Below are 21,426 nucleotides of genomic sequence, written 5' to 3'. Positions count from 1 at the left end.
GATGATCCCCCGCTATTCCCGCCCCGAAATGGTCGCCGTCTGGTCGGCCGAGACCAAATTCCGCATCTGGTTCGAAATCGAGGCCCATGCCTGCGACGCGATGGCCGATCTGGGCGTGATCCCGCGGGCGAACGCCGAGGCCGTGTGGCGCGCGAAGGATGCGGAGTTCGACGTGGCCCGGATCGACGAGATCGAGGCAGTGACGAAGCACGACGTCATCGCCTTCCTTACCCACCTGGCCGAAATCGTGGGCGCGGACGAGGCGCGGTTTGTCCATCAGGGCATGACCTCGTCGGACGTGCTCGACACGACGTTCAACATCCAGCTGACCCGCGCCGCCGACATCCTGATCGCCGACATGGAGGCGCTGCTCGCCGCGCTGAAGCGCCGCGCGCATGAGCACAAGGACACCGTTCGCATCGGCCGCAGCCACGGCATCCATGCCGAGCCCACGACGATGGGCCTGACCTTCGCACGCTTCTACGCCGAAATGGACCGCAACCTCCGCCGCCTGCGCACCGCGCGCGACGAGGTGGCGACCGGCGCGATCTCGGGCGCGGTCGGAACGTTCGCCAATGTCGATCCGCGCGTGGAGGAGCATGTCTGCGAACAGCTGGGCCTGCAGCCGGAACCGATCTCGACCCAGGTAATCCCCCGCGATCGCCATGCCGCCTTCTTCGCCACGCTCGGCGTGGTCGCCAGCAGCATCGAGAACGTGGCGACCGAAATCCGCCACATGCAGCGCACCGAGGTTCTGGAAGCGGAAGAGTTCTTCTCCGCCGGTCAGAAAGGGTCGAGCGCGATGCCGCACAAGCGCAATCCGGTCCTGACCGAGAACCTGACGGGCCTCGCACGCATGGTCCGCTCTGCGGTGACGCCGGCGCTGGAAAACGTGGCGCTCTGGCACGAGCGCGACATCTCCCATTCCTCGGTCGAGCGGATGATCGGGCCGGACGCGACGATCACGCTCGACTTCGCGCTGGCCCGTCTGACCGGCGTGATCGACAAGCTGGTCGTCTATCCCGAGAGCATGCTGGCCAACATGAACAAGTTCCGCGGCCTCGTCATGTCGCAGCGTGTCCTTCTGGCGCTGACGCAGGCGGGCGTGTCGCGCGAGGATGCCTATTCCCTCGTCCAGCGCAACGCGATGAAGGTCTGGGAGGCGGGCGCGGATTTCGAGACGGAGCTTCTGGCGGATCAGGATGTCCGCAACGCGCTTTCGGAGGAGGAGATCCGCGAGAAATTCGACCTCGGCTATCACACCAAGCACGTGGACACGATCTTCGCCCGCGTCTTCGGGAACTGAGGGCGCGCGGCTCCGCCTGCGACACTTCGCGATTTGCGTCCTGCGGGAGAGACGCTACCCTTACGTCACCTCAAGTAGCCAGGAGACAGTCATGAAGTTCCTCCTCATCGCCGCCGCGCTCGTCGCGGCCCCCGGTCTCGCCACGGCCCAATGCAACTGGAGCAAGGGCGAGCGAGTGACGACGTCCTGCGCGCCCGGCACCTCCTACGACGCCGCCACGCAAAGCTGCGTCGCCGACACGACGAGTTGAGCCGTCGGGCGGAAACTTAATCGACCGCCTGCCCCGCCACATAAACGCGTGCGACGGCGCGGTCGTCGCCCATCATGATCGTTGGGAACACCGTCTGCCAGATATCGTCCGCCCGCGCGGATCGTTGCGCGATGGCCGGAGTGGACGCGAGATCCAGGACCACGAGGTCCGCCATCGCGCCCGGCGCCAGACGCCCGATCTCGCCCGAGCCGAGCGCGTTCGCCGAGCCCTCCGTCGCCAGCCACAAAAGCTGCGCCGGGTGCAGGGCGTTGCGACGCAACTGCGCAATTTCGTAAGCGGCGGCCATTGTGCGCAGCATGGAAAAACTGGACCCCCCGCCGGTATCGGTGGCCAAACCCACCCGCATCCGCGACGCAAGCTCCATGTCGAACAGCCCGGAGCCGATGAACGTGTTCGACGTCGGACAATGCGTCACCGCCGCGCCAACCTCGGCCAGCCGGTCCCGTTCCCGCGCGCTCAAGTGAATCGCGTGGCCGTATAGGCCATTCGTCCCCAAAAGCCCGTGCGCCTCATAGACATCGAGATAATCGCGCGCCTCGGGGAACAGCTCCGCAACCCAGGCGATCTCGTCGGTCTGCTCGCTCAGATGCGTCTGCATCAGACAGTCCGGATGCGCCGCCCAGAGCGCACCCAGCGCCTCAAGCTGTTCGCGCGAGGAGGTCGGCGCGAAACGCGGCGTGATCACATACGACGCGCGCCCCACCCCGTGCCACTTCGCCAGAAGCGCGGCGCTGTCGTCGTAGGCCGACCGCACCGTGTCGTGAAGGTTGGCAGTCGCATTGCGGTCCATACAGGTCTTGCCAGCCCAGACACCCATGTTCCGCCGCCCCGCCGCCTCGAAGATCGCATCGACGCTGCCGGGATGGATCGTGCAAAAGGTACAGAACGACGTCGTCCCGTTCGCCAGCGCGAGGTCGAGGTAACGATCCGCAATCTCGGCGGAATAGGCCGGATCGAAGAACTGCGCCTCTTCGGGAAAGGTATAGCTGTTGAGCCAGTCGATCAGCCGCTTGCCCCAAGAGGCAATCATCGCGGTCTGCGGATAATGCACATGCGCATCCACGAAGCCCGGCAGGATCAGCGCATCGCCATGATCGATCCGCGCGGCCTCCGGATGGGCGGCACATATGTCGTCCGCCGGCCCCACGCCGAGGATGCGACCGTCAGCGCCGATCGCCACCGCCCCATGCGTCTCATGGCGCGCGGCATCGGCGGGTTCGGTTGTGAATGGATCGGAGGTGAAGGCGAGCGTCTGCCCGAGAAGGATCGTTGTCATGGCGCACTCCCTACGCCGGGGGCAAAATGCCCGCTACCCCTTCCGGACCACGACCTATATCCCGGCCCCGACCACCGGGGGAACGCGCCATGAGCCATACGGATCCGCAAGTGACAGAGGCCGACCGCGACGACGAGATCGAGGATGAGATCGAGCTCGACGAACCGCGCCTTCGTGCCATCCGCGAGGCGCTTGAGGCGCGCGACCCAACCGCGCTGGACGACCTGATCGAGCCGCTGCACGGTGCCGACATCGCCGACATGCTGGAGCAGATCGGCGAGGGCGAGCGGGCGACCCTGATTGAATTGTGGTCCGGCCATATCGACGGTGAAATCCTGTCGGAACTCGACGAGGGCCTGCGCGAGGAGATCCTCAACGCCCTGCCCGCCGAGGACGTGGCCGAGGCGGTGCGCGAACTCGACACGGACGACGTCGTCGACCTGATCGAGAACCTCGACGACTCGGATCAGGCCGACGCCATTCTCGGCGCGCTCGACGATGTGGATCGGGTCGCGGTCGAACGGGCGCTGGCCTTCCCCGAATATTCCGCCGGCCGCCTGATGCAGCGCGAGGTGGTGGTCGCGCCGTCCTTCTGGACCGTGGGGCAGACCGTCGACCATCTTCGCCAGGCGGACGAGCTTCCGCAGCAATTCTACCACGTCATCCTCGTCGACCCGCGAATGCGGCCGGTGGGGCACGTGACGCTGGGCAAGATCCTCGCCGCACCGCGCGACACGCCGCTGGCCGAGATCGAGGAAGAAAGCTTTCGCACATTTGAGGCGACCGAGCCCGAGCGCGAGGTCGCCTACGCATTCAATCAGTATCACCTGATCTCGGCCGCCGTGGTCGATGCCGACGACCGGCTTCTCGGCGTGATCACCATCGACGACGCGATCCGCATCCTTGACGAGGAAGCCGAGGAAGACATCCTGCGCCTCGCCGGCGTCGATGCGGAGGAAAGCCTGTCGGACCGGACGCTGGACGTGGTGCGGCGGCGGTTTCCCTGGCTTGCCGTCAACCTCCTCACGGCGATCATCGCATCGTTGGTCATCGCGCAATTCGACCAGGTCATCGCGGAGATCGTGGCGCTGGCCGTCCTCATGCCCATCGTGGCCTCGATGGGGGGCAATGCGGGCACGCAATCGCTGACCGTTGCGGTGCGGGCGCTGGCGACGCGCGACCTGACCGGCGCGAACGTCTGGCGCGTCATCCGGCGCGAGGTCGTGGCGGGCGCCATCAACGGCGGAGCCTTCGCCGCCATCATGGGCATCGTCGGCCTCGTCTGGTTTGGGACGCCGATGCTGGGCGTGGTGATCGCGGTCGCGATGGTCATCAACCTCATCGTGGCGGCTCTGGCCGGTGTCGGCGTTCCGATCGTGCTGGACAAGATCAACGTCGATCCGGCGCTCGCTTCCGGCACGTTCGTCACGACGGTCACCGACGTCGTGGGTTTCTTCGCATTCCTCGGCCTCGCGGCGATCTGGCTGATCTGACGGATCAGTAAGGGCCAACCGGCTCCGTCGTCAGCTTCAGCCACAAACCCTCCGCGCGCAGTTCCCGCTGCACCCGCCCGCGCAGCGCACCGAGGCAGTGCCGCATGAGGATCGAGCCGAATCCCTCCTCGGCGAGGTCGTTGCGACCGGGAACCGGCACGGCGCGGCACTCGTTCCACTCCATCTCCAGATGCCCGTCGGGTCCGGCCGTCAAGGCAACGGAAAGTACGCCGCCGACCTCGCCCAAGGGGCCATATTTCACCGCATTTGTGGCCAGTTCGTGGACCAGCATGGCAAAGGCCGGCGCGCGACAGCGGCCGAGCATCAACGTCTCGTCCACCCGGAGCGTCAACGCCGCCGTCCCGCGCCACGGCGCCAGAACGTCCTCGAGGATCCGGGCCGCCGGAAGTTCGACCTCCCGGCCCACGTCACGACCGGACAGACGAACGGAGACATCGTGCGCCTCCGACAGCATGCCGATCTGACGCCGAAGGTCCGCAGCGAAAGTTATGGGATTGTCCGCCTCGCGCGCGCCAATCGTCACCAGAGAGCCCAGAACGGCAAAGGCGTTCTTCACCCGGTGGTTCATCTCATCGGCCATGAGGGCCCGCGTCTGCCGCTGCCGCACGGCCTCGGTCGCGTCCCAGGTCACGCCCACCATGCTGCGCGGCGCGCCGCTCGGCTCCCACTCCACGACCCGTCCCCGCGCCGCGAGCCAGCGCGCGCCTTCCTCCCCGGTCAGGGGGTCGATACTGCGGTCCCGAAATTCCACCTCGCAAAGCGTCCGGTGCTTGATGGCGAACCGGGTCGCCGCATCGACGCGGCCCCGATCCTCGGGATGGATCCGGTTGCGGACCTCCGACATCGACCAGCAGGGGCGCGAAGCGTCGAGCCCGTAAAGCTCTGCCACGAAGGTGTCGGCCTTGCCGGTATCGGAGCGGAAATCCGATTCCCAGCTTCCGAACCCGCCGGCTTCGAGAGCCAGCACGGCGCGGCGTGCCGCATCATTGCATCGATTGAGTCCAGCGGCGGTGGCTTCGGTTGCGTGCGCAACAGGCGAAGGGCGCGGCCAGTCGGCCTCGTGTCTCATAGTGCTGAGCATGTCGAACCTCATGCAGCGGTCGGAGTCCCCCCGGACACGACATGAGCGTACGGCAATATTTCAAAAACGCAACAGAAGTTAAGACTTCTACACAATCAAGCGGCGGCTTCGAGCAGGGCACGCGCCGCCCCCCGCGCCGCGTCGGTGATCGTATCGCCGGCAAGCATGCGTGCAATCTCGTCCACCCGATCCGTTTCGGCCACCGGAACGACGGTCGAAAGCGTCGTGTCCGCCGCGCCACGCGCCTCGACCCGCTTTTCCACCCGCCAGTGATGCGCTCCGAGTGCGGCGACCTGCGGCGAGTGGGTCACCACGAGGACCTGCCCCCCCTCGGCCAGCGCCTTGAGCCGACGGCCGACGGCATCGGCGGTCGCCCCGCCCACGCCCCGGTCGATCTCGTCGAAGATCAGGGTCATCGTTCGGTCGCCCCCCGTCAGGCAGACCTTTAACGCCAGGAGAAAGCGGCTCAACTCCCCGCCCGAAGCGATCTTGTCGAGCGGCCCTGACGGCGCGCCCGGATTGGTGGCGACCTCGAAGGCCACATCGTCCTTGCCCCCCGGGCCCGGCGTGCCGGGCGTGACGCGGGTGGCGAAGACGGCGCGCTCCATCTTGAGCGGCGCAAGCTCGGCGGCCATTGCCGCGTCGAGCCGGGCGGCCGCCTCCGTCCGAATTGCGGTCAGCGCATCGGCGGCCACGGCATAATCCGCCTCGGCACGGGCCACGGCCTCGCGCAATTCAGCCATACCGCCCTCGGACGCGTCGAGCATGTCCAGCCGGCCGCGGAGATCGTCCGCAAAGGCGGCCAATTCATCGGCCAGAACGCCATGCTTGCGCGCCATGGCCCGAATCGCGAAAAGCCGCTCCTCCGCCTCCTCCAGCTCCGACGGATCGAAGGTCAGCGCGTCGAGACACGATTCGACTCCGGCCTGTGCATCGCCAAGCTCGATCATCGCACGGCCAAGCGCGTCGATCGCACCGGCCAGCGCCTCGCCCGCCTGATCCGAGGCCCCTTCGAGCCAGCGGACTCCGTCCATCATCTGCCCCTCGGCCCCGCGCGGTCCGATCGCCTCCAGCGCCTTGGCCACGTCGTCGCGGATCCGGGCGGCGCCCTGCATCAGGCGACGGCGCGCGTCGAGATCCGCCTCCTCCCCCGGCTCGGGGCGCAGCGTGTCGAACTCGGCGACGGCATGGCGCAGGAAATCCTCCTCAGCGCGCGCGGATTCCGCCACGGCCTCGGCCTCGGCCTCGGCCTTGCGCGCGGTGGCGACGCGGCTCCAGGCGGTCCGCGTGGCCGACCCGTCCGCCCCCGCAAACGCGTCGAGCAGCGTGCGGTGACCCCGGACGTCCAGAAGGCCGCGATCGTCATGCTGGCCGTGCAATTCCAGCAGGCGATCGGACAGGGCCCGCAGCACCTCACCGGTGACACGGGTTCCGTTGACCCACGCCGTCTTGCGCCCCTCCTTCGTGTTGACGCGGCGCAGCAGCAACTCGCCCTCCTCCGCCGCGATCTCGTGCGCGTCCAGAACATCGCGCGCGGGATGGTCGGGCGGCAGATCGAAACTCGCGGTGACTTCGCCCTGCGCGGCCCCTTGCCGCACCAGCTCCGCCCGCCCCCGCCAGCCCAGAACGAAGCCCAGCGAGTCGAGCAGGATCGACTTGCCCGCCCCCGTCTCACCGGTCAGCACGTTCAATCCCGCCCGGAATTCCAGCGCGAGGTGATCGATGATCAGCATGTCCCTGATTTCGAGCGTCCGAAGCATGGTTACCCGATCACCTTCCTTGCCGTTCCGACACGTGCTCCGCGCCGGAACCCGGTGATGCGCATAACCCTGGTCTCATCCGTGCGGAGCATGACGCCTAGTTAGTGCGTCCGTGCCGCCGTTGCGAGCGATCTCATCCGACTAGAGCCAGCGGCCGGCGATGGTGCGATCATAGACCGAGCGCAGCCAATTCGTCCCTTGCGCTTCGAGAGCCAACCCCTGCCCCGTAAGCTGCCGATAGGCGTCGTCGTAGAAGGGCGAAGACTGGAAGTTGTAGCCGAGAATCGCACCAGCGGTCTGGGCCTCGTCGGTCAGGCCGAGAGCGAGATATGCCTCCACCAGCCGCAGCAGCGCCTCCGGCGTCTGCGTCGTGGTCTGGAACTCCTCGACCACGGCGCGGAAGCGGTTGATCGCAGCGGGATAATGCTCCCGCTTCAGGTAATAGCGACCCACCTCCATCTCCTTGGCGGCAAGGTGATCGAAGGCAAGATCGAACTTCAGAACAGAGGAGCGGGCATATTCGCTGTCGGGATATCGCTCGATCACGGCACGCAAGGCCTGCAGCGCCTGAAACGTCACACCCTGATCGCGGCCCACCTGGTCGATCTGATCGTAGTAGCTCAGCGCGAGGAGATATTGCGCATAGGCGGCATCCTCGTCGGCCGGAAAGAAATCGATGTAGCGCTGCGCCGCGCCGCGCGCGTTCTCGTAGTCGCGGTCCTTATGGTAGGCAAAGGCCTGCATGATGAGCCCACGTTTCGCCCATTCGGAATAGGGATAGAGCCGCTCGACCTCGCCGAACAGACGCGCCGCATCCTCTGCATCGCCGCGGGCAAGCTCCCGCTCCGCCTGCTGAAAGATCGCCTCCGGGGCCGTATCCTCCAATGCGGGGGTTTCGTCGTCACCGCCGCATGCCGAAAGGATCAGGCTCAGCGCGACGATCGCCGCCGATTTTCCAAGCCGTGCCGTCATCAAGTCCGCTTTCCTGCCCCGACCCATCAAAGGTCCCGCGGCACCTTAGAACGGCCGCCGCGGGGTGTGAAGGACCGGGTCCAGAAATCCGGCCCCTGCGCGATCACAGATGGGCGAAGACATCATGCTCCAGACCCGCGCCCGGCAGCAGACGGCAATCCGCCTCGCTCAGCGTCCGGATGCGATAGGCCAACGGGTCGTTCAGCAGCGCGCGCAGAACCCGGTTCGTCATCGCGTGACCGGCGCGGATACCGGTATAGCGGCCCAGGATCGGCGCTCCGGCGAGCGCGAGATCGCCCAGAGCGTCGAGCATCTTGTGCCGCACGGCCTCATCGGCATGGCGCAGACCCTCGGGGTTCTCAATAAGCGCGCCGTCCACGACGACCGCATTGGCCAGCGAACCGCCAAGCGCGCGCCCCGCCCGCTGCATCGCATCCACATCGGCACGACGGCAGAAGGTGCGGCTGTCGCAGAGTTCGCGCACGAAGGTCCCGTTCGACAGGCGCAGCACCTTGTGCTGATGCCCGATGGCCGCATCCGCAAAATCGATGGAGAAGTCGATCTCCAGTTCGGCGGCAGGCATCAGCGTCGCCGACGCATCGCCATCTTGCACATGAACGCGACGCAGGACCTCGATCGCGTGAACCGGCGCATCGAGCGGACGCAGACCGGTGGCGAGGATGCCGCGAACGAATTCCGCCGCCGATCCGTCGAGGATCGGAACCTCGGGGCCGTCGATCTCGAGGATGGCGTTGTGCACACCGCACCCGGACAGCGCGGCCATCACGTGCTCCACGGTCGAGACGGAAATGCCCGCCTCGTTGACGAGGAGCGTGCAGAGCGGCGACGTCTCGACCGCATCGTGCCGCGCGGCGATCATGTTGTTGCCTTCAATGTCGGAACGACGAAACCAGATGCCGTGATGCGCCGGCGCGGGATGAATGGTCAGCCGTGCAGGGCGGCCGAGGTGAAGGCCGGTGCCGCGAAAACGGATGATGTTCCTGACTGTCGTCTGCATGATCTGCTCCGATCGTTCCCTACGCCACTGACGGGCGCTTTTCACGAGTCTGGAGCTAGGCGCGGCCCCGCCGCCACGCAATTCAACGGTCGTTACGGTGTGAAACAGGAGCCCCGCAGGATGCGCGGAATTTCGCCGGTTCCCGAAGGAGCCGTGAAATCCACCGCGGAATCAGGCGCCTAGTATCCTGTCCTGCGCGCCACCCTTCGCCGAATGCCACGTGCAAACGTGATGCGGCAAGGGCGGCGAAAACGCGAATGGCGGCCCGAAGACCGCCATTCTCATTCGATGTCACGCCGCAGAATTGTGGCGCGCGGGAGCCGATTCGCCTCAGTTCGCCTGACGGCGCAGGAACGCGGGGATCTCGATACGCTCGTCCTCCGCCTGATCGCGCTCCTCCTTCGGGGCGGGGGCGGGGCGGTGAACGGGCGTGTCCGCGCCTGTTCCCGTCATCCGGTTGATGAGCGAGCCGATCCCGAACCGCGTTCCATGCTCGGGCGCGGCCGCGGGGCGGGCCGGCTCGGCGCGGCGTTCGCCGTTGAGAACGGCGGCGCGCAGACGCTCCATCGCTTCGGGCGTCGGCGTGCCGGCGGCGCGGGGCGCGGCAAAGGCGGCCTGCGGCGGCTCGGCGGCGTGCTGGGCCGGTGCAGCCTGTACGGGCGTGTAGGCCGGCGGCGGCAGGTCGTCGGAGCGGCCGTCACCGAAGAAGCTCTCGGTAGCATCCTGCTCATCGGCCTCCTGCTGATCGACCCCGTCGAAGAAGGTCTGACCGCCAACCCGGCGCATGGCGGGCGCCTCCGCCTTCGGCTCCTCGCGCGCCGCGGCGACAGCGGCAGGCGCCGAGGCGGCCACTTCCTGCGGCGCGGCGGCGGGCTCGGCCATCCGGCGACGCGGCAGCGGATCGGCCGCGGTGTTGGCGACCGCATCGATCCCGGTTGCCACGACGGAAACGCGCATCACGCCCTCCATCGACGGATCCAGCGTCGAGCCGACGATGATGTTGGCATCCTCGTCCACCTGGCTGCGGATCGCGTTCGCCGCCTCGTCCATCTCGAACAGGGTCAGATCGTGTCCGCCGGTGATGTTGATCAGGACGCCCTTCGCACCCTTCAGCGACAGCTCGTCGAGCAGCGGGTTCGCTATGGCCTTCTCGGCCGCCTCGACGGCGCGATCCTCGCCGGTGGCCTCACCGGTCCCCATCATCGCCTTGCCCATTTCGTCCATCACGGAGCGGACGTCGGCGAAGTCGAGGTTGATCATGCCCGGACGCACCATCAAGTCGGTCACGCCCTTCACGCCTTGGTAAAGGACATCGTCGGCAAGGCTGAACGCCTCGGTGAAGGTGGTCTTCTCGTTGGCAAGCCGGAACAGGTTCTGGTTCGGAATGATGATGAGTGTGTCCACGACCTTCTGGAGCGCCTCAACGCCCTCCTCGGCCTGACGCATCCGCTTGTTGCCCTCGAACTGGAACGGCTTTGTGACGACGCCGACGGTCAGAATGCCCAACTCGCGGGCGGCCTGCGCGATGATCGGCGCAGCCCCGGTTCCGGTGCCGCCACCCATGCCGGCGGTGATGAAGCACATATGCGCGCCGGCGAGGTGATCGACGATCTCCTCGATCGTCTCCTCGGCGGCCGAAGCGCCGATCTGGGGCCGCGCACCCGCGCCGAGGCCCTCGGTCACGCGCGCGCCGAGTTGAATACGCGCCTGCGACTGGTTCTGGGCCAGCGCTTGGGCGTCGGTGTTGGCGACGACGAATTCGACGCCCTCCAGGTCCTTCTGGATCATGTTGTTGACGGCATTGCCCCCGGCACCGCCGACACCGAACACGGTGATGCGCGGCCGCAGATCAACTTCGGCGCTCGCGCCGGGCATGGTGAGGTTCAATGTCATTTTGCTCTTGTCCACCTGGTTTTGGCCCTGCCTCGAGCCGTTCGTTTCCCGCCGCCTTGGGCGGCTGCCTTATTTTTGCCCCAAGTTAGCGAATCATTCACCCATCGTCACCCTAAAAACACGCCGGGTGGCGGGAAACCGCGTTATTTCTACCAGTTGTCTCGAAACCACCGGACCGCCCGGCGCAGGGACCGCCCCGAGGCCCGCGGCGAGACCGCGTCGAAGTCCCAGAATTCGTCCTGCGGCTCGGCGCCCTGCATGCACAGACCGACGCATGCGGCAAAGGCCGGCCCCTTGGCCGCTTCGGGCAGCCCCTGCACGCGCAGTGGCCGACCCAGCCTTACCTGACTGCCCAGGATCCGCCCCGCCATGAGATCGAGACCGGGGATCTGCGACGCCCCGCCGGTCAGCACGATCCGCTGGCTCGGCAAATCGCCGAAGCCCGCCGCATCCAGCCGCGCGCGCACCTCCTCGAGGATCTCCTCCACCCGCGGCCGGATGATCCCGATCAGCTCCGTCCGGGTGACCGAGCGACGGTCGTGGTGCCAATCCCCGGTATCGGCCTCGAGCGCGATCCGCTCGCGGTCGTCCATCCCGGTGGCATGCACACCGCCGTACCGCGTCTTGATCGTCTCGGCAGCCACGGCCGGAATCCGCAGCCCTTGGCTGATGTCGGAGGTCACATGCGCGCCGCCGAACGGAACGGTGTCGGCATAGACCATGTGCTTGCGCATGAAGATCGAGATGCCGGTCGTGCCCGCACCCATGTCGATGCAGGCCGCGCCCAACTCCTTCTCGTCCTCCACCAGCGCCGAGGTCGCCGCGGCATAGGGCGCCGAGGCAAGGCCCGCCACCTCCAGATCGCAGCGATGGATGCAGGTCAGCAGGTTCTCGATCGAATGCGCATCGACCGACAGCAGGTGCATGTCCGCACGCAGCATCTCTCCGGTCTGTCCGCGCGGATCGCGCAGGGTGGTGCGGTGATCGATACCGAAATTCACAGGCTGCGCATGCAGCACCTCGCGCCCGGGCCCGATATCGGGCGTGTCGATCGACGACAGGACCCGGCCGATATCGTGCACGCTGCACGGTCCGGAATCGAGCACCACCTCCCCTGACAGGGGCCAGGACGTCGGACGCCCGCCGGAGAAGCAGGCGATGACGTGATCGACCCGCACGCCCGCCATCTTCTGCGCGCCCTGCACGGCGGTGCGGATCGCGCGCTCCGTTTCGGGCATGGCGTCGACCTCGCCGTGACGCACCCCGCGCGAACGGGTGATCGTCGCGCCCACCACGCGAAAGTTCGACTGCCCCGCCATGTGGCCCACGCCCTCGCCCTCGGGCGTGTTCTCCTCGAAACGCAGCACGAGGCAGGCCGTCTTGAAGGTGCCCACGTCCAGGATCGCGACGACCCCGCGCTGCAGCGCGGCTTGGCGTTTGCGGCGCATGGCCTTCTGGGCATGGAACAAACGGCTCACTCTATTCTCTCCTGATAGGCGACGCGCTCGGCGTCCTGCTTGCGGCTCAACGCGTCGCGCGCCATTGGCGACAGACGCAGGATGGGGCGGGCGGGGATGCGCAGGTCGACGACCGCCACATCCCGCGCCAGAACGTCGTTCGCAGCATGCATCGCCAGAACGCGGTCGAGCGCAGCCGCCGGCGCCGCCTCCGGCAGCATGATCCGCTGTTCGCGGCTCAGCACGACGTCCCAGCGGCGGTTGCCGACCCGGGTCAGACCAATCATGCGGTCCGCGATCGGCTGCGCGACCTGGATCAACGCCAGCGCCTCAGGCACAGCCTTCGCCGCCCCCTCGCCCGCGATCAGCGGCAGCGCACCCGCGGCCTCCAGCGACTGAAGCGTCGCGACCCGGTGGCCCGTCGCGTCCAGCACCTCGATCGCGCCGGCCTGCTGCCAGACCACCGCCGGCGCACGCTCCGTCACCCGCAGCAGGAGCGTGCCGCCGGCGATGACGCGCACCTCGGCCGACAGGACCGGGTCCAGCTCCTCGATCCGGTGGCGCAACTCTCCCATGTCCAGCTGGAACTGGCTGATCGGCAGGTCCACCGGCAGCGTCTCCTCGATGTCGGACTGGAGCTGCGCGCTCGCCCCCTCGATCCGCATCATGCCGACCATGAACTCCGGCCGGTCCTGGACCGCCGTCACCCACCCTTCCCAAGTATCCACGATCGCCTCGAGCCGTTGGGCGTCGTGGATGTACCAGGTGAACAGGGCGACGAACGAAAAGCTCGGGATTCCCGTCCGGATCAGCGCCTTGAACAGCGGCGTGAGCCACAGCCGCTCCAGCCGGTAACGCCATTTCGACGGAGCGGGATCGGCCGGTCCGCGCCTTACCGGTCGCACGACGCATCCTCCACGAGCTGACGGCACAGCGCGCCGAAGGACAGCCCCGCATGTGCCGCCTGCTCGGGGGTCAGCGACGTCGGCGTCATGCCCGGCTGCGTGTTCGTCTCAAGCAGGATCAGACCGGAAGGCCCCCGCTTCTCGTCCCAGCGGAAATCCGTGCGGCTCAGCGACCGGCAGCCCAGCGCCCAATGCGCCCGCAGCGCATAATCCTGACACGCCTTCAGAATCGCCTCCGGCACCCGCGCCGGCAGGGTATGACGCGACCCCCCCGTCTCGTATTTGGCGGCGTAGTCGTACCAGCCCTCGGTCTCGATCTCCGTCACGGTCAGGGCCTGCTCGCGCCCCGCCGAACCCAGAACGGTGCAGGTCAGTTCGCGCCCCGGCGCATAGGCCTCGACCATCACCTCGTCAGGCATCGTGTCGGGCAGCTCGGGCGGCATCTTCGCGCCCGCCTTCACGATATAGATGCCAACGGAGGAGCCTTCGTTGTTCGGCTTGATGACGTAGGGCGGATCGAGGACATGATCCTCCATCGCCTCCTCGCGCGAGACGATCTCGCTCTCCACCACCGGCAGACCCGCGGCACGAAACAGCGCCTTGCTGCGGCTCTTGTCCATCGCCGTCGCCGAAGCCAGCACGCCGGAATGCGTGTAAGGCAGCCGCAACCATTCGAGGAGCCCCTGGACGCAGCCATCCTCGCCCCACCGACCGTGCAACGCGTTGAACACCACATCGGGCGCGACCTGTTGCAGGCGCGCAACAAGTTCGGCGCCCGAACCGGCCCCGCCCGTGCCCGCATCGACCTCGGTCACGCGGAACCCCTCGCCGCGCAACGCTTCGACGCAGCCCCGCCCCGTGGACAGGCTGACCTCTCGCTCACTCGACGGGCCGCCCATCAGGACGGCGACATGTTGGTTGGTCCTGCCCGACACACCCAATATCCTGCACCTCGTGCCGGGATCGTGGCGTCCCGGCCTCTTGTTTACCCGGGCCTCTGATGGGCCTTATCGGGGCGCGGGTTCTCCGACCCGCATGATTTCCCACTCTAGCGTCAATCCGCTGGTCTCGAAAACCTTTTTCCGAACTTCCTCGCCCAGACCTTCCAGATCGGCCGCGCTCGCCCCGCCCGCATTGACGAGGAAATTGGAGTGTTTGGGCGACATGACCGCCCCGCCCCGCGTGGCGCCCCGCATGCCCGCCGCGTCGATCACCTTCCAGGCCTTGAGGTCGTGCGTGTCGTCCGCCCGCCCGGTTGAGGAATATCCGGCAGGGTTGCGAAACGTGCTGCCGGCGCTGCGGTCCTTGGTGGGCTGCGTCGCGTCCCTGCGCGCAAGCTGATCCGCCATCCGCGCCTCGAGCGCCGCCGGCTCGCCCGGCTCCGCGCAGAAGGTCGCGCGCGTGACGATCCAGCCTTCGGGAATATCGGAGGACCGATAGCCCAGCCGCAGATCGGCCGCCGGGATCGTCACGACCGCACCGTCCCGCGTCACCGCCTCCACCTCGACCAGATGATCGGCCACGTAGGTGCCGTAGCAGCCCGCGTTCATCTTTACCGCCCCGCCGACGCTGCCGGGGATGGTGCGCAGGAAGGTCAAGTCCCGCCCCGCCTGCGCCGCCCGGCGCGCCACATGTGCATCGAGCGCCGCGGCTCCCGCATGCACCCGGTCCCCTTCGATCTCGATCCCGTTGAACCCGCGCCCCAGCCGGATCACGACCGCCCGGATCCCGCCATCCCGCACGATGAGATTGGACCCGACGCCCATCGGAAACACCGCGACGGCAGGGTCGAGAGCCGCAAGAAAAGCCGCCAAATCGTCCCGGTCGGCCGGCTGAAACAATGCATCCGCCGGCCCGCCCACGCGCAGCCAGGTCAAGTCTCCAAGCGGCCGGTCGCGGGTAAGAGCGCCACGGGGAGCGGGGTAATCAACCATGGACGAACCGAGTCATGTCAGTGTCAGAAACAATCATAACGATCAAAATCCGGGACCTTCTTACAAAGAGCTATCCCGCCCCTCACCCGCCGGCGTGATCACCTTGCAAGCAACCAGCAACTGCTGGAGGCCACGAGCGGGAAAGCGGAGCGTCACAAACGCTGTCGCCCGTGCTCCACCTCGCCCCCCGAATACCTCAAGAAACGCGAGGCGCCGGCCCCGCCCTAACCGTTCAGCCGCGCCGGCAATGCGTTGGCCCAAGTCGAAATCGTACCGGCCCCGAGACAGACGACGATATCGCCCTGCCGCGCCTGTTCGCGCACCAGACGCTCCAGATCGTCCTCGTCCGTCACCGCGCGCGCATGCCGATGACCCGTACGGATCAGCCCCGCCACCAGATCGTCGCGCCCGGCACCCGGAATTGGATCCTCGCCCGCCGCATAGACATCGGCGATCCCCGCCACATCGGCATCGTTGAAGCAGCCGCAGAAATCGTCGAACAGGCTCGCCAAGCGCGAATAGCGGTGCGGCTGGTGGATCGCGATGACGCGGCCGGTATCGCCGATGCTCTGACGCGCGGCCTTGAGCACGGCGGCAATCTCGACGGGGTGGTGGCCGTAATCGTCGATGATCGGAACGCCGTTCCACTCGCCCACACGGGTGAAGCGGCGGTTGACGCCGCCGAACTCGGCCAGCGCGTCCCGGATCACGTCCTTCGGCACGCCCAGCTCCCGCGCGACGGCCACCGCCGACAGGGCGTTCGAGACGTTGTGATCGCCGGGCATCGGCAGACGGCAGCCGTCGATGATCGCATCCTCGGCCTGAAGCGCGATGTCGAAGCACGCCACACCCGCCTCGTAGCGCAGGTTCACCGCCCGCACGTCCGCCTGCGCGTTGAAGCCGAAGGTGACGACCCGACGGTCCGTGACCCGGCCGACCAGCGCGCGCACCTCGGCATGATCGGTGCAGCAGACCGCCAGACCGTAGAACGGAATGTTCGACACGAAATCGGCGAAGCCCTGGCGCAGGTTCTCGATCGAGCCCCAATGCTCCATGTGCTCGGGGTCGATATTGGTGACGATGGCGATCGTGGCGGGCAGGCGGTTGAACGTGCCGTCGCTCTCGTCGGCCTCGACGACCATCCACTCGCCCTGCCCCATCCGGGCGTTCGAGCCGTAGGCATGGATGATGCCGCCGTTGATGACCGTCGGATCCTCGTTGCCCGCATCCAGAAGGGCCGCGACCATGGTGGTGGTGGTGGTCTTGCCGTGCGTTCCGGCGACGGCGATGTTCGACTTCATCCGCATCAACTCGGCCAGCATCTCCGCGCGGCGCACGACCGGCAGGCCCCGCGCGCGCGCGGCGTCGAGCTCCAGATTGCCGGGCTTGATGGCGGAGGAAATCACGATGACCTCCGCACCCTCCAGATTGTCCGCCGACTGCCCCTCGAAGATGCGCGCCCCAAGCTTCGCCAGCCGGTCCGTGATCTTCGAGCGTTTCAGGTCGGAGCCCTGAACGTTGTAGCCGTGACTGATCAGCACTTCGGCAATGCCGGACATGCCGATGCCGCCGATGCCGACGAAGTGGATGGGGCCCATCTGCTGGGGCAGCTTTGTGGCGTTCATGTCTGGCTCACTTCGATTGCGAGGTCGGCGAGGCGGGCGGCCGCGTCCGGCCGGGCGACCGACAGCGCGGCACGCGCCATCTGCGACGCGCCCTCCGGATGGGAAAGGATGAGTTCGGCCTGCTCGGCGAGGCTCCCGACCGTCAGCTTGGACTCGGGGATCGAAATCGCCGCGCCCGCACTCGTCAGCCCGCGCGCGTTCGCGCTCTGATGGTCGCCCGCCGCGGCGGCATAGGGGATCAGGATGGCGGGTCGCCCGATCACCGACAGGTCGGCGACCGTCGACGCGCCCGAGCGACAGATCACGAGCTGCGCGTCGGCGATCCGCGCGGGAACGTCGTCGAAGAAGGGCTGCACCTCGGCGGCGATACCCGCATCGTCATAGAAGGCGCGAACCCGCGCCGCGTCCTCCGGCCGGGCCTGATGCGCCACGCGCAGGTGCCGGCGGATATCGTCGGGCAGCGCGGCCAACGCCTCGGGCACCGTCGCCGACAGGATGCGCGCGCCCTGACTGCCGCCGATCACCAGAACCGACATCGGGTGGTCGCCCGGCGGGATGTAGGGACTGCCCGCCCGCCGCAGGATCGCGGCCCGCACCGGATTGCCGACATGCACGCCAGTCACCCCGTCCGGCAGGCGCGTGGGCCAGGTGCCGCAGGCAAACGCATCGACGCGCTTGGCGAAGACCGTGTTGACCTGACCCAACACGCCGTTCTGCTCGTGGATCAGGCGCGGCAGCTTCATCAGGACCGCCGCCGCCATGGCCGGGATGGCGGGATATCCGCCGAACCCCGCCACCACCGCCGGACGGTCACGCCGGAACGCGGCCAGCGCGCGCATCGCCCCGCCCGTCAGCTTGAACGGCACGCCCGCCTTCGCCACCATCCCGCCGCGCGCGGGCGTGGCCGAGGGCACAACCTCAATCTCCACCTCGTCGGGAAAGCCATCGGCATAACGCGCCCCGCGCGCATCGGTCGAGAGCTTGGCCCGCCAGCCGCGCGCCAGCATCTCCTCGGCGAGCGACTGGGCCGGGAACATGTGCCCCCCGGTGCCGCCTGCGGCGATGACGATGAGCGGGGCGGACATGGATGAAAATCCCTCAGCGATAGACGTTCGACAGCAGGTGATCGGCGATCTCGGCCTGTGGCCGCGTGCGGGTGAAGCAAAGCAGCATCCCCGTCAACAGCCCCATCGCGATGAGCGAAGAGCCGCCGTAGCTGACGAAGGGCAGCGTCATGCCCTTGGCCGGCAAAAGCCGCACCGCGACCCCGAGGTTGATGAAAGCCTGGCTCGCCAGCAGGACGGTCATACCGGTGCCCGCCAGCCGGATGAACGGATCACGCTCCACGCAAAGCCGCATGAGACAGCGCGCGGCGATGAACCCAAACAGCGCCACGATGAAGAGCACCATCAGAAGGCCGTATTCCTCGGCCGCGACGGCGATGATGAAGTCGGTATGCGCGTCGGGCAGGATCCATTTCACCCGCCCTTCGTTGACGCCGGTGCCGAGGAACCCGCCCTCGCGGATCGCATCGATCGCATAGCCCATCTGCGTGCGCGGATCGACCTCGGGCGACAGGAACCCGTCGATACGCCGGGCGAAATGCTCCGAGTTGTTGTAGGCGACCACCCCCACCGCACCGACGCAGGCCACCACCCCGGTCAGAAGCAGGATCGGCGCGCCGGCGACGAAATAGACCGCCGACCAAGCCACCACGACCAGCATCGCCTGCCCGAAATCCGGCTGCAGCGCGAGGAAGGCGATCACGACGACGAGGATCGCGAAGCTGATGATCTTGCCCGGCGGGCCGTTGGGCTCCGCGGCGGAGGCCATCAGCCACGCGGTCATGACGATGAAGACCGGCTTGAGGAATTCCGACGGCTGGAAGGATGCGAACCCCAGCGAATACCACCGCGTCGCGCCCTTGCCGAAATCCGTGCCCAGAACCGGCAGGAGCATCAGCGCCGATGCGGCGACGAAGAAACCGATCACACCCAACCGGCGCACCATCTGCGGCGACATCATGGAGGTGACGATCATCACGACAAAGGCCATCGCCCCGAAGATCGCCTGCCGCTGCACATAATGGAACGGAGCCAGCCCGTTGCGCTCCGCCAGCGGCACCGAGGCCGCAAAGCCGAGGAGAAGCCCGACGGCGAACAAAAGGACCAGCGCGCCCAACACGCCCTTGTCCAGCGTTCGCCACCAACGGGACACGATGGCCTCGCCCGGTAGGACGACGACCGCGCCATGCGCGATTTCAGTCATTGATCCGCCTGCAAACTGCTCTGCCACGCCCGGTTTTCCGGGTCTGTAACGAAAGCTTAGCGAATCGGGGTGTGTCAGACCAGCGAAAATCCGCGAATGGACGCAGATGAACACACTACACGACTCCGCAGGGCTTTCGTGCTTCTGGGTTGATCCTCTGCCACGACGCGATGGCGTCGAGGGGATCGGATCTGAGGCGGCTTCGGATGTGGTCGAAGCCGGTTCGAAACCAGGATCTGGCGTAGTGGCCGTAGCTTTTGCGCGGCGGCGCGCGCTTGCCGAGAAGGTCTGCGGCGGCGCGACCGGCCCAGGCAAGGGCAAGCGCGACAAGGGACATGAGCAGAGCGAGTTTGCGTGGATCGGTGAGACGTGTGTCCTCGAGGTTGAGGCCACGAGTCTTGGCATCGCCGAACAGACATTCGATCGCCCAACGTTTGCGGTAGGTTTCGAGCGCGGTGCGCGGCGCGACGTTGGTAACCACGATCAACCACTCTCCCTTGAGCGGCTTGGCCGCGACGTTCAGGAGCGGCGTATTGCTGGCGGCTGCGTCCTCGCGTGTGCCGAGGCGGGCGCGAAAAGCCCGGCCACGGCGGGCCAGGCGCAGCCTTGCGCGCAAGGTAAGGTCGTGACCGTCCTCGGTCGTAATGCGAAGATTTTCCCTTACGCGGATAGCAAAGGGGATATTGTTTTTACTAAGAAATTCCATCCAGCCTGCGCCGACAAACTCACGATCGGCAAGCAGCAGACGGATGGTCGTCGCGGGAAAATTCGCGAGATATCGCTCCATCAGGGCGATGCGCATGTCGGTGTCGGAACACCCGCGGCCTTCGATCAGGCTCCAGACCAGGGGGACGCGGAAACGACGGGTGACGACTGCGAGCACGAGAAAGTTCACCTCGGTCTTGCCGATCTGCCAGTTGGTGCGGTCGAGCGCGAGCAGCCACGATTTGTTCAGGCCCAACAGCCGGACCAGAAGCGGGAGCGACCAGTCCTCGTCGAGATGGACGTGCTGGAAGAAGCGTTGCAACCGACGGTATGTTGACGAGGTCAGGGCCGATCCCGGTCGTTCGCAGGCAAGATGGCCGAGGTTCACGCTGCGCGCGCTGACCATGCCGATGACGATCATGCAAAGCGTCTCCAGACGGCTCTTGCTCAAGTCGAGATCTGGACGCAGAATATTCGTGAGGGCGGAGATGGCGTGGTGAAGCATCGGATGTTTCCTTGGTCGGAGTCATCCAGTTGAATCCATCCAGCCGCCCTCAGCCAGCACTCTGTCGTTTAGTGTGGGGCGTCTACTTCAAACCGCGCATGGCCGAGGAAAAACAATGCGTTCTGGTGGTCGTGGGTGCGGATGAATACGGCCGCAAGGAGCTTCTGGCCATGACCGACGGCTTCCGCGAAAGCACCGAGAGTTGGCGCGAGGTGCTCCTTGATCTCAAGCGCCGCGGCCTGAAACAGGACCCCAAGCTGGCCATCGGCGACGGTGCCTTGGGGTTCTGGACCGCCCTGCGCGAGGTCTTCGCCACGACACGAGAGCAGCGGTGCTGGGTCCACAAGACCATGAACGTGCTCAACGCGCTGCCGAAATCAGTGCAGTCGAAGGCAAAGGCACACCTGCACGACATCTGGCAGGCCGAAACCCGTGCCGCGGCGTCGGCGGCCTTCGACTTCTTCGTCGATGCTTGCGGCGTGAAATGGGACAAGGCGGCCGCCAAGCTCGTCAAGGACCGGGATGCGCTACAGACTTGTCTCACGACTTTCCCGCCGAGCACTGGAAACACATCCGGACCTCAAACCCGATCGAAAGCACCTTCGCCACCGTTCGGCACCGCACGAAACGTACCAAGGGATGCCTGAGCCGCAAAACGGGTCTGGCCACGGCCTTCAAGCTGATGATGTCGGCGCAGTGCAAATGGCGAAGGCTCGATGGCCAGAACCGACTACCCGAGATCATCTAGGGGATTGAGTTCCACGACGGCCTCCGCCACCTTCAAACTGCCGCCTGATCACGCGTCACCAATTTCGCGCATACCTCTTCGCCGCCCGATCAGCGGTCAATAGGCCGATGTCCTCGTAGTAGCGGATCGTCTTGGGCGGCAGCCCCGATTTCTGCGCGGCGGTTCCGATGTTCATGGCAGCGTCTCCG

At 66.9% G+C, this 21,426-nt stretch carries 18 protein-coding genes and 1 pseudogene; 4 read left to right on the top strand and 15 right to left on the bottom strand.

Going from position 1 to position 21,426, the window contains the following annotated elements; all coding sequences use genetic code 11:
• Position 1: 1 nt before the first annotated feature.
• Positions 2 to 1,306: an adenylosuccinate lyase gene (gene purB, locus JSE7799_RS11810; protein ID WP_055663788.1), complete on the top strand. Its 1,305-nt coding sequence runs from the start codon at positions 2 to 4 to the stop codon at positions 1,304 to 1,306.
• 91 nt (positions 1,307 to 1,397) lie between these two features.
• A complete protein-coding gene (locus JSE7799_RS20525; protein WP_144431678.1) occupies positions 1,398 to 1,556 on the top strand; it encodes an adenylosuccinate lyase in 159 nt (52 codons plus the stop codon).
• A 16-nt stretch (positions 1,557 to 1,572) separates the two neighbouring features.
• Here JSE7799_RS20525 and guaD read toward each other — a convergent pair whose 3' ends face one another.
• Positions 1,573 to 2,853, bottom strand: a complete 1,281-nt coding sequence (gene guaD / locus JSE7799_RS11805; protein ID WP_055663787.1) for a guanine deaminase — start codon at positions 2,851 to 2,853, stop codon at positions 1,573 to 1,575.
• Positions 2,854 to 2,942: 89 nt separating this feature from the next.
• Here guaD and mgtE point away from each other — a divergent pair, with 89 nt between their 5' ends.
• A complete protein-coding gene (mgtE, locus tag JSE7799_RS11800; RefSeq protein ID WP_055663786.1) occupies positions 2,943 to 4,346 on the top strand; it encodes a magnesium transporter in 1,404 nt (467 codons plus the stop codon).
• Positions 4,347 to 4,350: 4 nt separating this feature from the next.
• On the opposite strand, the gene JSE7799_RS11795 is transcribed toward mgtE, so the two are convergent.
• The 13 genes from JSE7799_RS11795 to JSE7799_RS11735 all read right to left on the bottom strand — a co-directional run bounded on the left by JSE7799_RS11795 (position 4,351) and on the right by JSE7799_RS11735 (position 20,490).
• A complete protein-coding gene (locus JSE7799_RS11795) occupies positions 4,351 to 5,334 on the bottom strand; it encodes an HWE histidine kinase domain-containing protein (protein ID WP_186201926.1) in 984 nt (327 codons plus the stop codon).
• A gap of 209 nt (positions 5,335 to 5,543) precedes the next feature.
• A complete protein-coding gene (gene recN / locus JSE7799_RS11790) occupies positions 5,544 to 7,208 on the bottom strand; it encodes a DNA repair protein RecN (RefSeq protein ID WP_055663784.1) in 1,665 nt (554 codons plus the stop codon).
• A 141-nt stretch (positions 7,209 to 7,349) separates the two neighbouring features.
• On the bottom strand, positions 7,350 to 8,180 hold the full coding sequence (locus JSE7799_RS11785; RefSeq protein WP_055663783.1) for an outer membrane protein assembly factor BamD: 831 nt from the start codon (positions 8,178 to 8,180) through the stop codon (positions 7,350 to 7,352).
• 103 nt (positions 8,181 to 8,283) lie between these two features.
• Positions 8,284 to 9,198 (bottom strand): UDP-3-O-acyl-N-acetylglucosamine deacetylase, encoded by a 915-nt coding sequence (gene lpxC, locus JSE7799_RS11780; protein ID WP_055663782.1) that lies wholly within the window; start codon positions 9,196 to 9,198, stop codon positions 8,284 to 8,286.
• A gap of 330 nt (positions 9,199 to 9,528) precedes the next feature.
• A complete protein-coding gene (gene ftsZ / locus JSE7799_RS11775) occupies positions 9,529 to 11,091 on the bottom strand; it encodes a cell division protein FtsZ (RefSeq protein WP_055663840.1) in 1,563 nt (520 codons plus the stop codon).
• 149 nt (positions 11,092 to 11,240) lie between these two features.
• Positions 11,241 to 12,539, bottom strand: a complete 1,299-nt coding sequence (gene ftsA, locus JSE7799_RS11770; protein WP_083480534.1) for a cell division protein FtsA — start codon at positions 12,537 to 12,539, stop codon at positions 11,241 to 11,243.
• A gap of 26 nt (positions 12,540 to 12,565) precedes the next feature.
• Entirely contained in the window at positions 12,566 to 13,453 is an 888-nt protein-coding gene (locus JSE7799_RS11765; protein WP_055663780.1) for a cell division protein FtsQ/DivIB, read from the bottom strand.
• Positions 13,441 to 14,394, bottom strand: coding sequence for a D-alanine--D-alanine ligase (locus JSE7799_RS11760; RefSeq protein ID WP_083480517.1), 954 nt, complete (start codon positions 14,392 to 14,394; stop codon positions 13,441 to 13,443). Before JSE7799_RS11760 ends, JSE7799_RS11765 begins: the two co-directional genes overlap by 13 nt.
• Positions 14,395 to 14,460: 66 nt before the next feature.
• Positions 14,461 to 15,387, bottom strand: coding sequence for a UDP-N-acetylmuramate dehydrogenase (gene murB / locus JSE7799_RS11755; RefSeq protein WP_055663779.1), 927 nt, complete (start codon positions 15,385 to 15,387; stop codon positions 14,461 to 14,463).
• A 224-nt stretch (positions 15,388 to 15,611) separates the two neighbouring features.
• Positions 15,612 to 17,012 carry a UDP-N-acetylmuramate--L-alanine ligase gene (murC, locus tag JSE7799_RS11750; RefSeq protein WP_055663778.1) on the bottom strand — a complete coding sequence of 467 codons (1,401 nt, stop codon included), beginning with the start codon at positions 17,010 to 17,012 and terminating at the stop codon, positions 15,612 to 15,614.
• The gene (locus JSE7799_RS11745; RefSeq protein ID WP_055663777.1) at positions 17,009 to 18,097 is read right to left on the bottom strand and encodes a UDP-N-acetylglucosamine--N-acetylmuramyl-(pentapeptide) pyrophosphoryl-undecaprenol N-acetylglucosamine transferase; all 1,089 of its coding nucleotides are present in this window, start codon (positions 18,095 to 18,097) and stop codon (positions 17,009 to 17,011) included. Before JSE7799_RS11745 ends, murC begins: the two co-directional genes overlap by 4 nt.
• A gap of 13 nt (positions 18,098 to 18,110) precedes the next feature.
• Entirely contained in the window at positions 18,111 to 19,280 is a 1,170-nt protein-coding gene (locus JSE7799_RS11740) for a peptidoglycan glycosyltransferase FtsW (protein WP_055663776.1), read from the bottom strand.
• 115 nt (positions 19,281 to 19,395) lie between these two features.
• On the bottom strand, positions 19,396 to 20,490 hold the full coding sequence (locus tag JSE7799_RS11735; RefSeq protein ID WP_055662841.1) for an IS4 family transposase: 1,095 nt from the start codon (positions 20,488 to 20,490) through the stop codon (positions 19,396 to 19,398).
• 71 nt (positions 20,491 to 20,561) lie between these two features.
• Between JSE7799_RS11735 and JSE7799_RS11730 the strand changes: the two are divergent.
• Positions 20,562 to 21,238, top strand: a pseudogene (locus JSE7799_RS11730) (IS256 family transposase); the annotation flags it as partial.
• A 55-nt stretch (positions 21,239 to 21,293) separates the two neighbouring features.
• Here JSE7799_RS11730 and JSE7799_RS19890 read toward each other — a convergent pair.
• Positions 21,294 to 21,413, bottom strand: a complete 120-nt coding sequence (locus JSE7799_RS19890; protein ID WP_442354842.1) for a MerR family DNA-binding transcriptional regulator — start codon at positions 21,411 to 21,413, stop codon at positions 21,294 to 21,296.
• Positions 21,414 to 21,426: the final 13 nt, after the last annotated feature.

Origin of the sequence: Jannaschia seosinensis (assembly GCF_001408515.1) — a bacterium.
In the GTDB taxonomy this organism is placed as follows: domain Bacteria; phylum Pseudomonadota; class Alphaproteobacteria; order Rhodobacterales; family Rhodobacteraceae; genus Jannaschia; species Jannaschia seosinensis.
Note: the sequence above shows the minus strand (reverse complement) of the source record. Positions and strands in the feature narration are given on the sequence as shown.

Coding starts and splice junctions, on each gene's coding strand:
- JSE7799_RS11740 (WP_055663776.1), bottom strand. CDS start 19,280: ATGACTGAAATCGCGCATGGCGCGGTCGTCGTCCTACCGGGCGAGGCC.
- ftsA (WP_083480534.1), bottom strand. CDS start 12,539: ATGCGCCGCAAACGCCAAGCCGCGCTGCAGCGCGGGGTCGTCGCGATC.
- ftsZ (WP_055663840.1), bottom strand. CDS start 11,091: ATGACATTGAACCTCACCATGCCCGGCGCGAGCGCCGAAGTTGATCTG.
- recN (WP_055663784.1), bottom strand. CDS start 7,208: ATGCTTCGGACGCTCGAAATCAGGGACATGCTGATCATCGATCACCTC.
- lpxC (WP_055663782.1), bottom strand. CDS start 9,198: ATGCAGACGACAGTCAGGAACATCATCCGTTTTCGCGGCACCGGCCTT.
- guaD (WP_055663787.1), bottom strand. CDS start 2,853: ATGACAACGATCCTTCTCGGGCAGACGCTCGCCTTCACCTCCGATCCA.
- JSE7799_RS11735 (WP_055662841.1), bottom strand. CDS start 20,490: ATGCTTCACCACGCCATCTCCGCCCTCACGAATATTCTGCGTCCAGAT.
- JSE7799_RS20525 (WP_144431678.1), top strand. CDS start 1,398: ATGAAGTTCCTCCTCATCGCCGCCGCGCTCGTCGCGGCCCCCGGTCTC.
- JSE7799_RS11785 (WP_055663783.1), bottom strand. CDS start 8,180: ATGACGGCACGGCTTGGAAAATCGGCGGCGATCGTCGCGCTGAGCCTG.
- purB (WP_055663788.1), top strand. CDS start 2: ATGATCCCCCGCTATTCCCGCCCCGAAATGGTCGCCGTCTGGTCGGCC.
- mgtE (WP_055663786.1), top strand. CDS start 2,943: ATGAGCCATACGGATCCGCAAGTGACAGAGGCCGACCGCGACGACGAG.
- murC (WP_055663778.1), bottom strand. CDS start 17,012: ATGAACGCCACAAAGCTGCCCCAGCAGATGGGCCCCATCCACTTCGTC.
- murB (WP_055663779.1), bottom strand. CDS start 15,387: ATGGTTGATTACCCCGCTCCCCGTGGCGCTCTTACCCGCGACCGGCCG.
- JSE7799_RS11745 (WP_055663777.1), bottom strand. CDS start 18,097: ATGTCCGCCCCGCTCATCGTCATCGCCGCAGGCGGCACCGGGGGGCAC.
- JSE7799_RS19890 (WP_442354842.1), bottom strand. CDS start 21,413: ATGAACATCGGAACCGCCGCGCAGAAATCGGGGCTGCCGCCCAAGACG.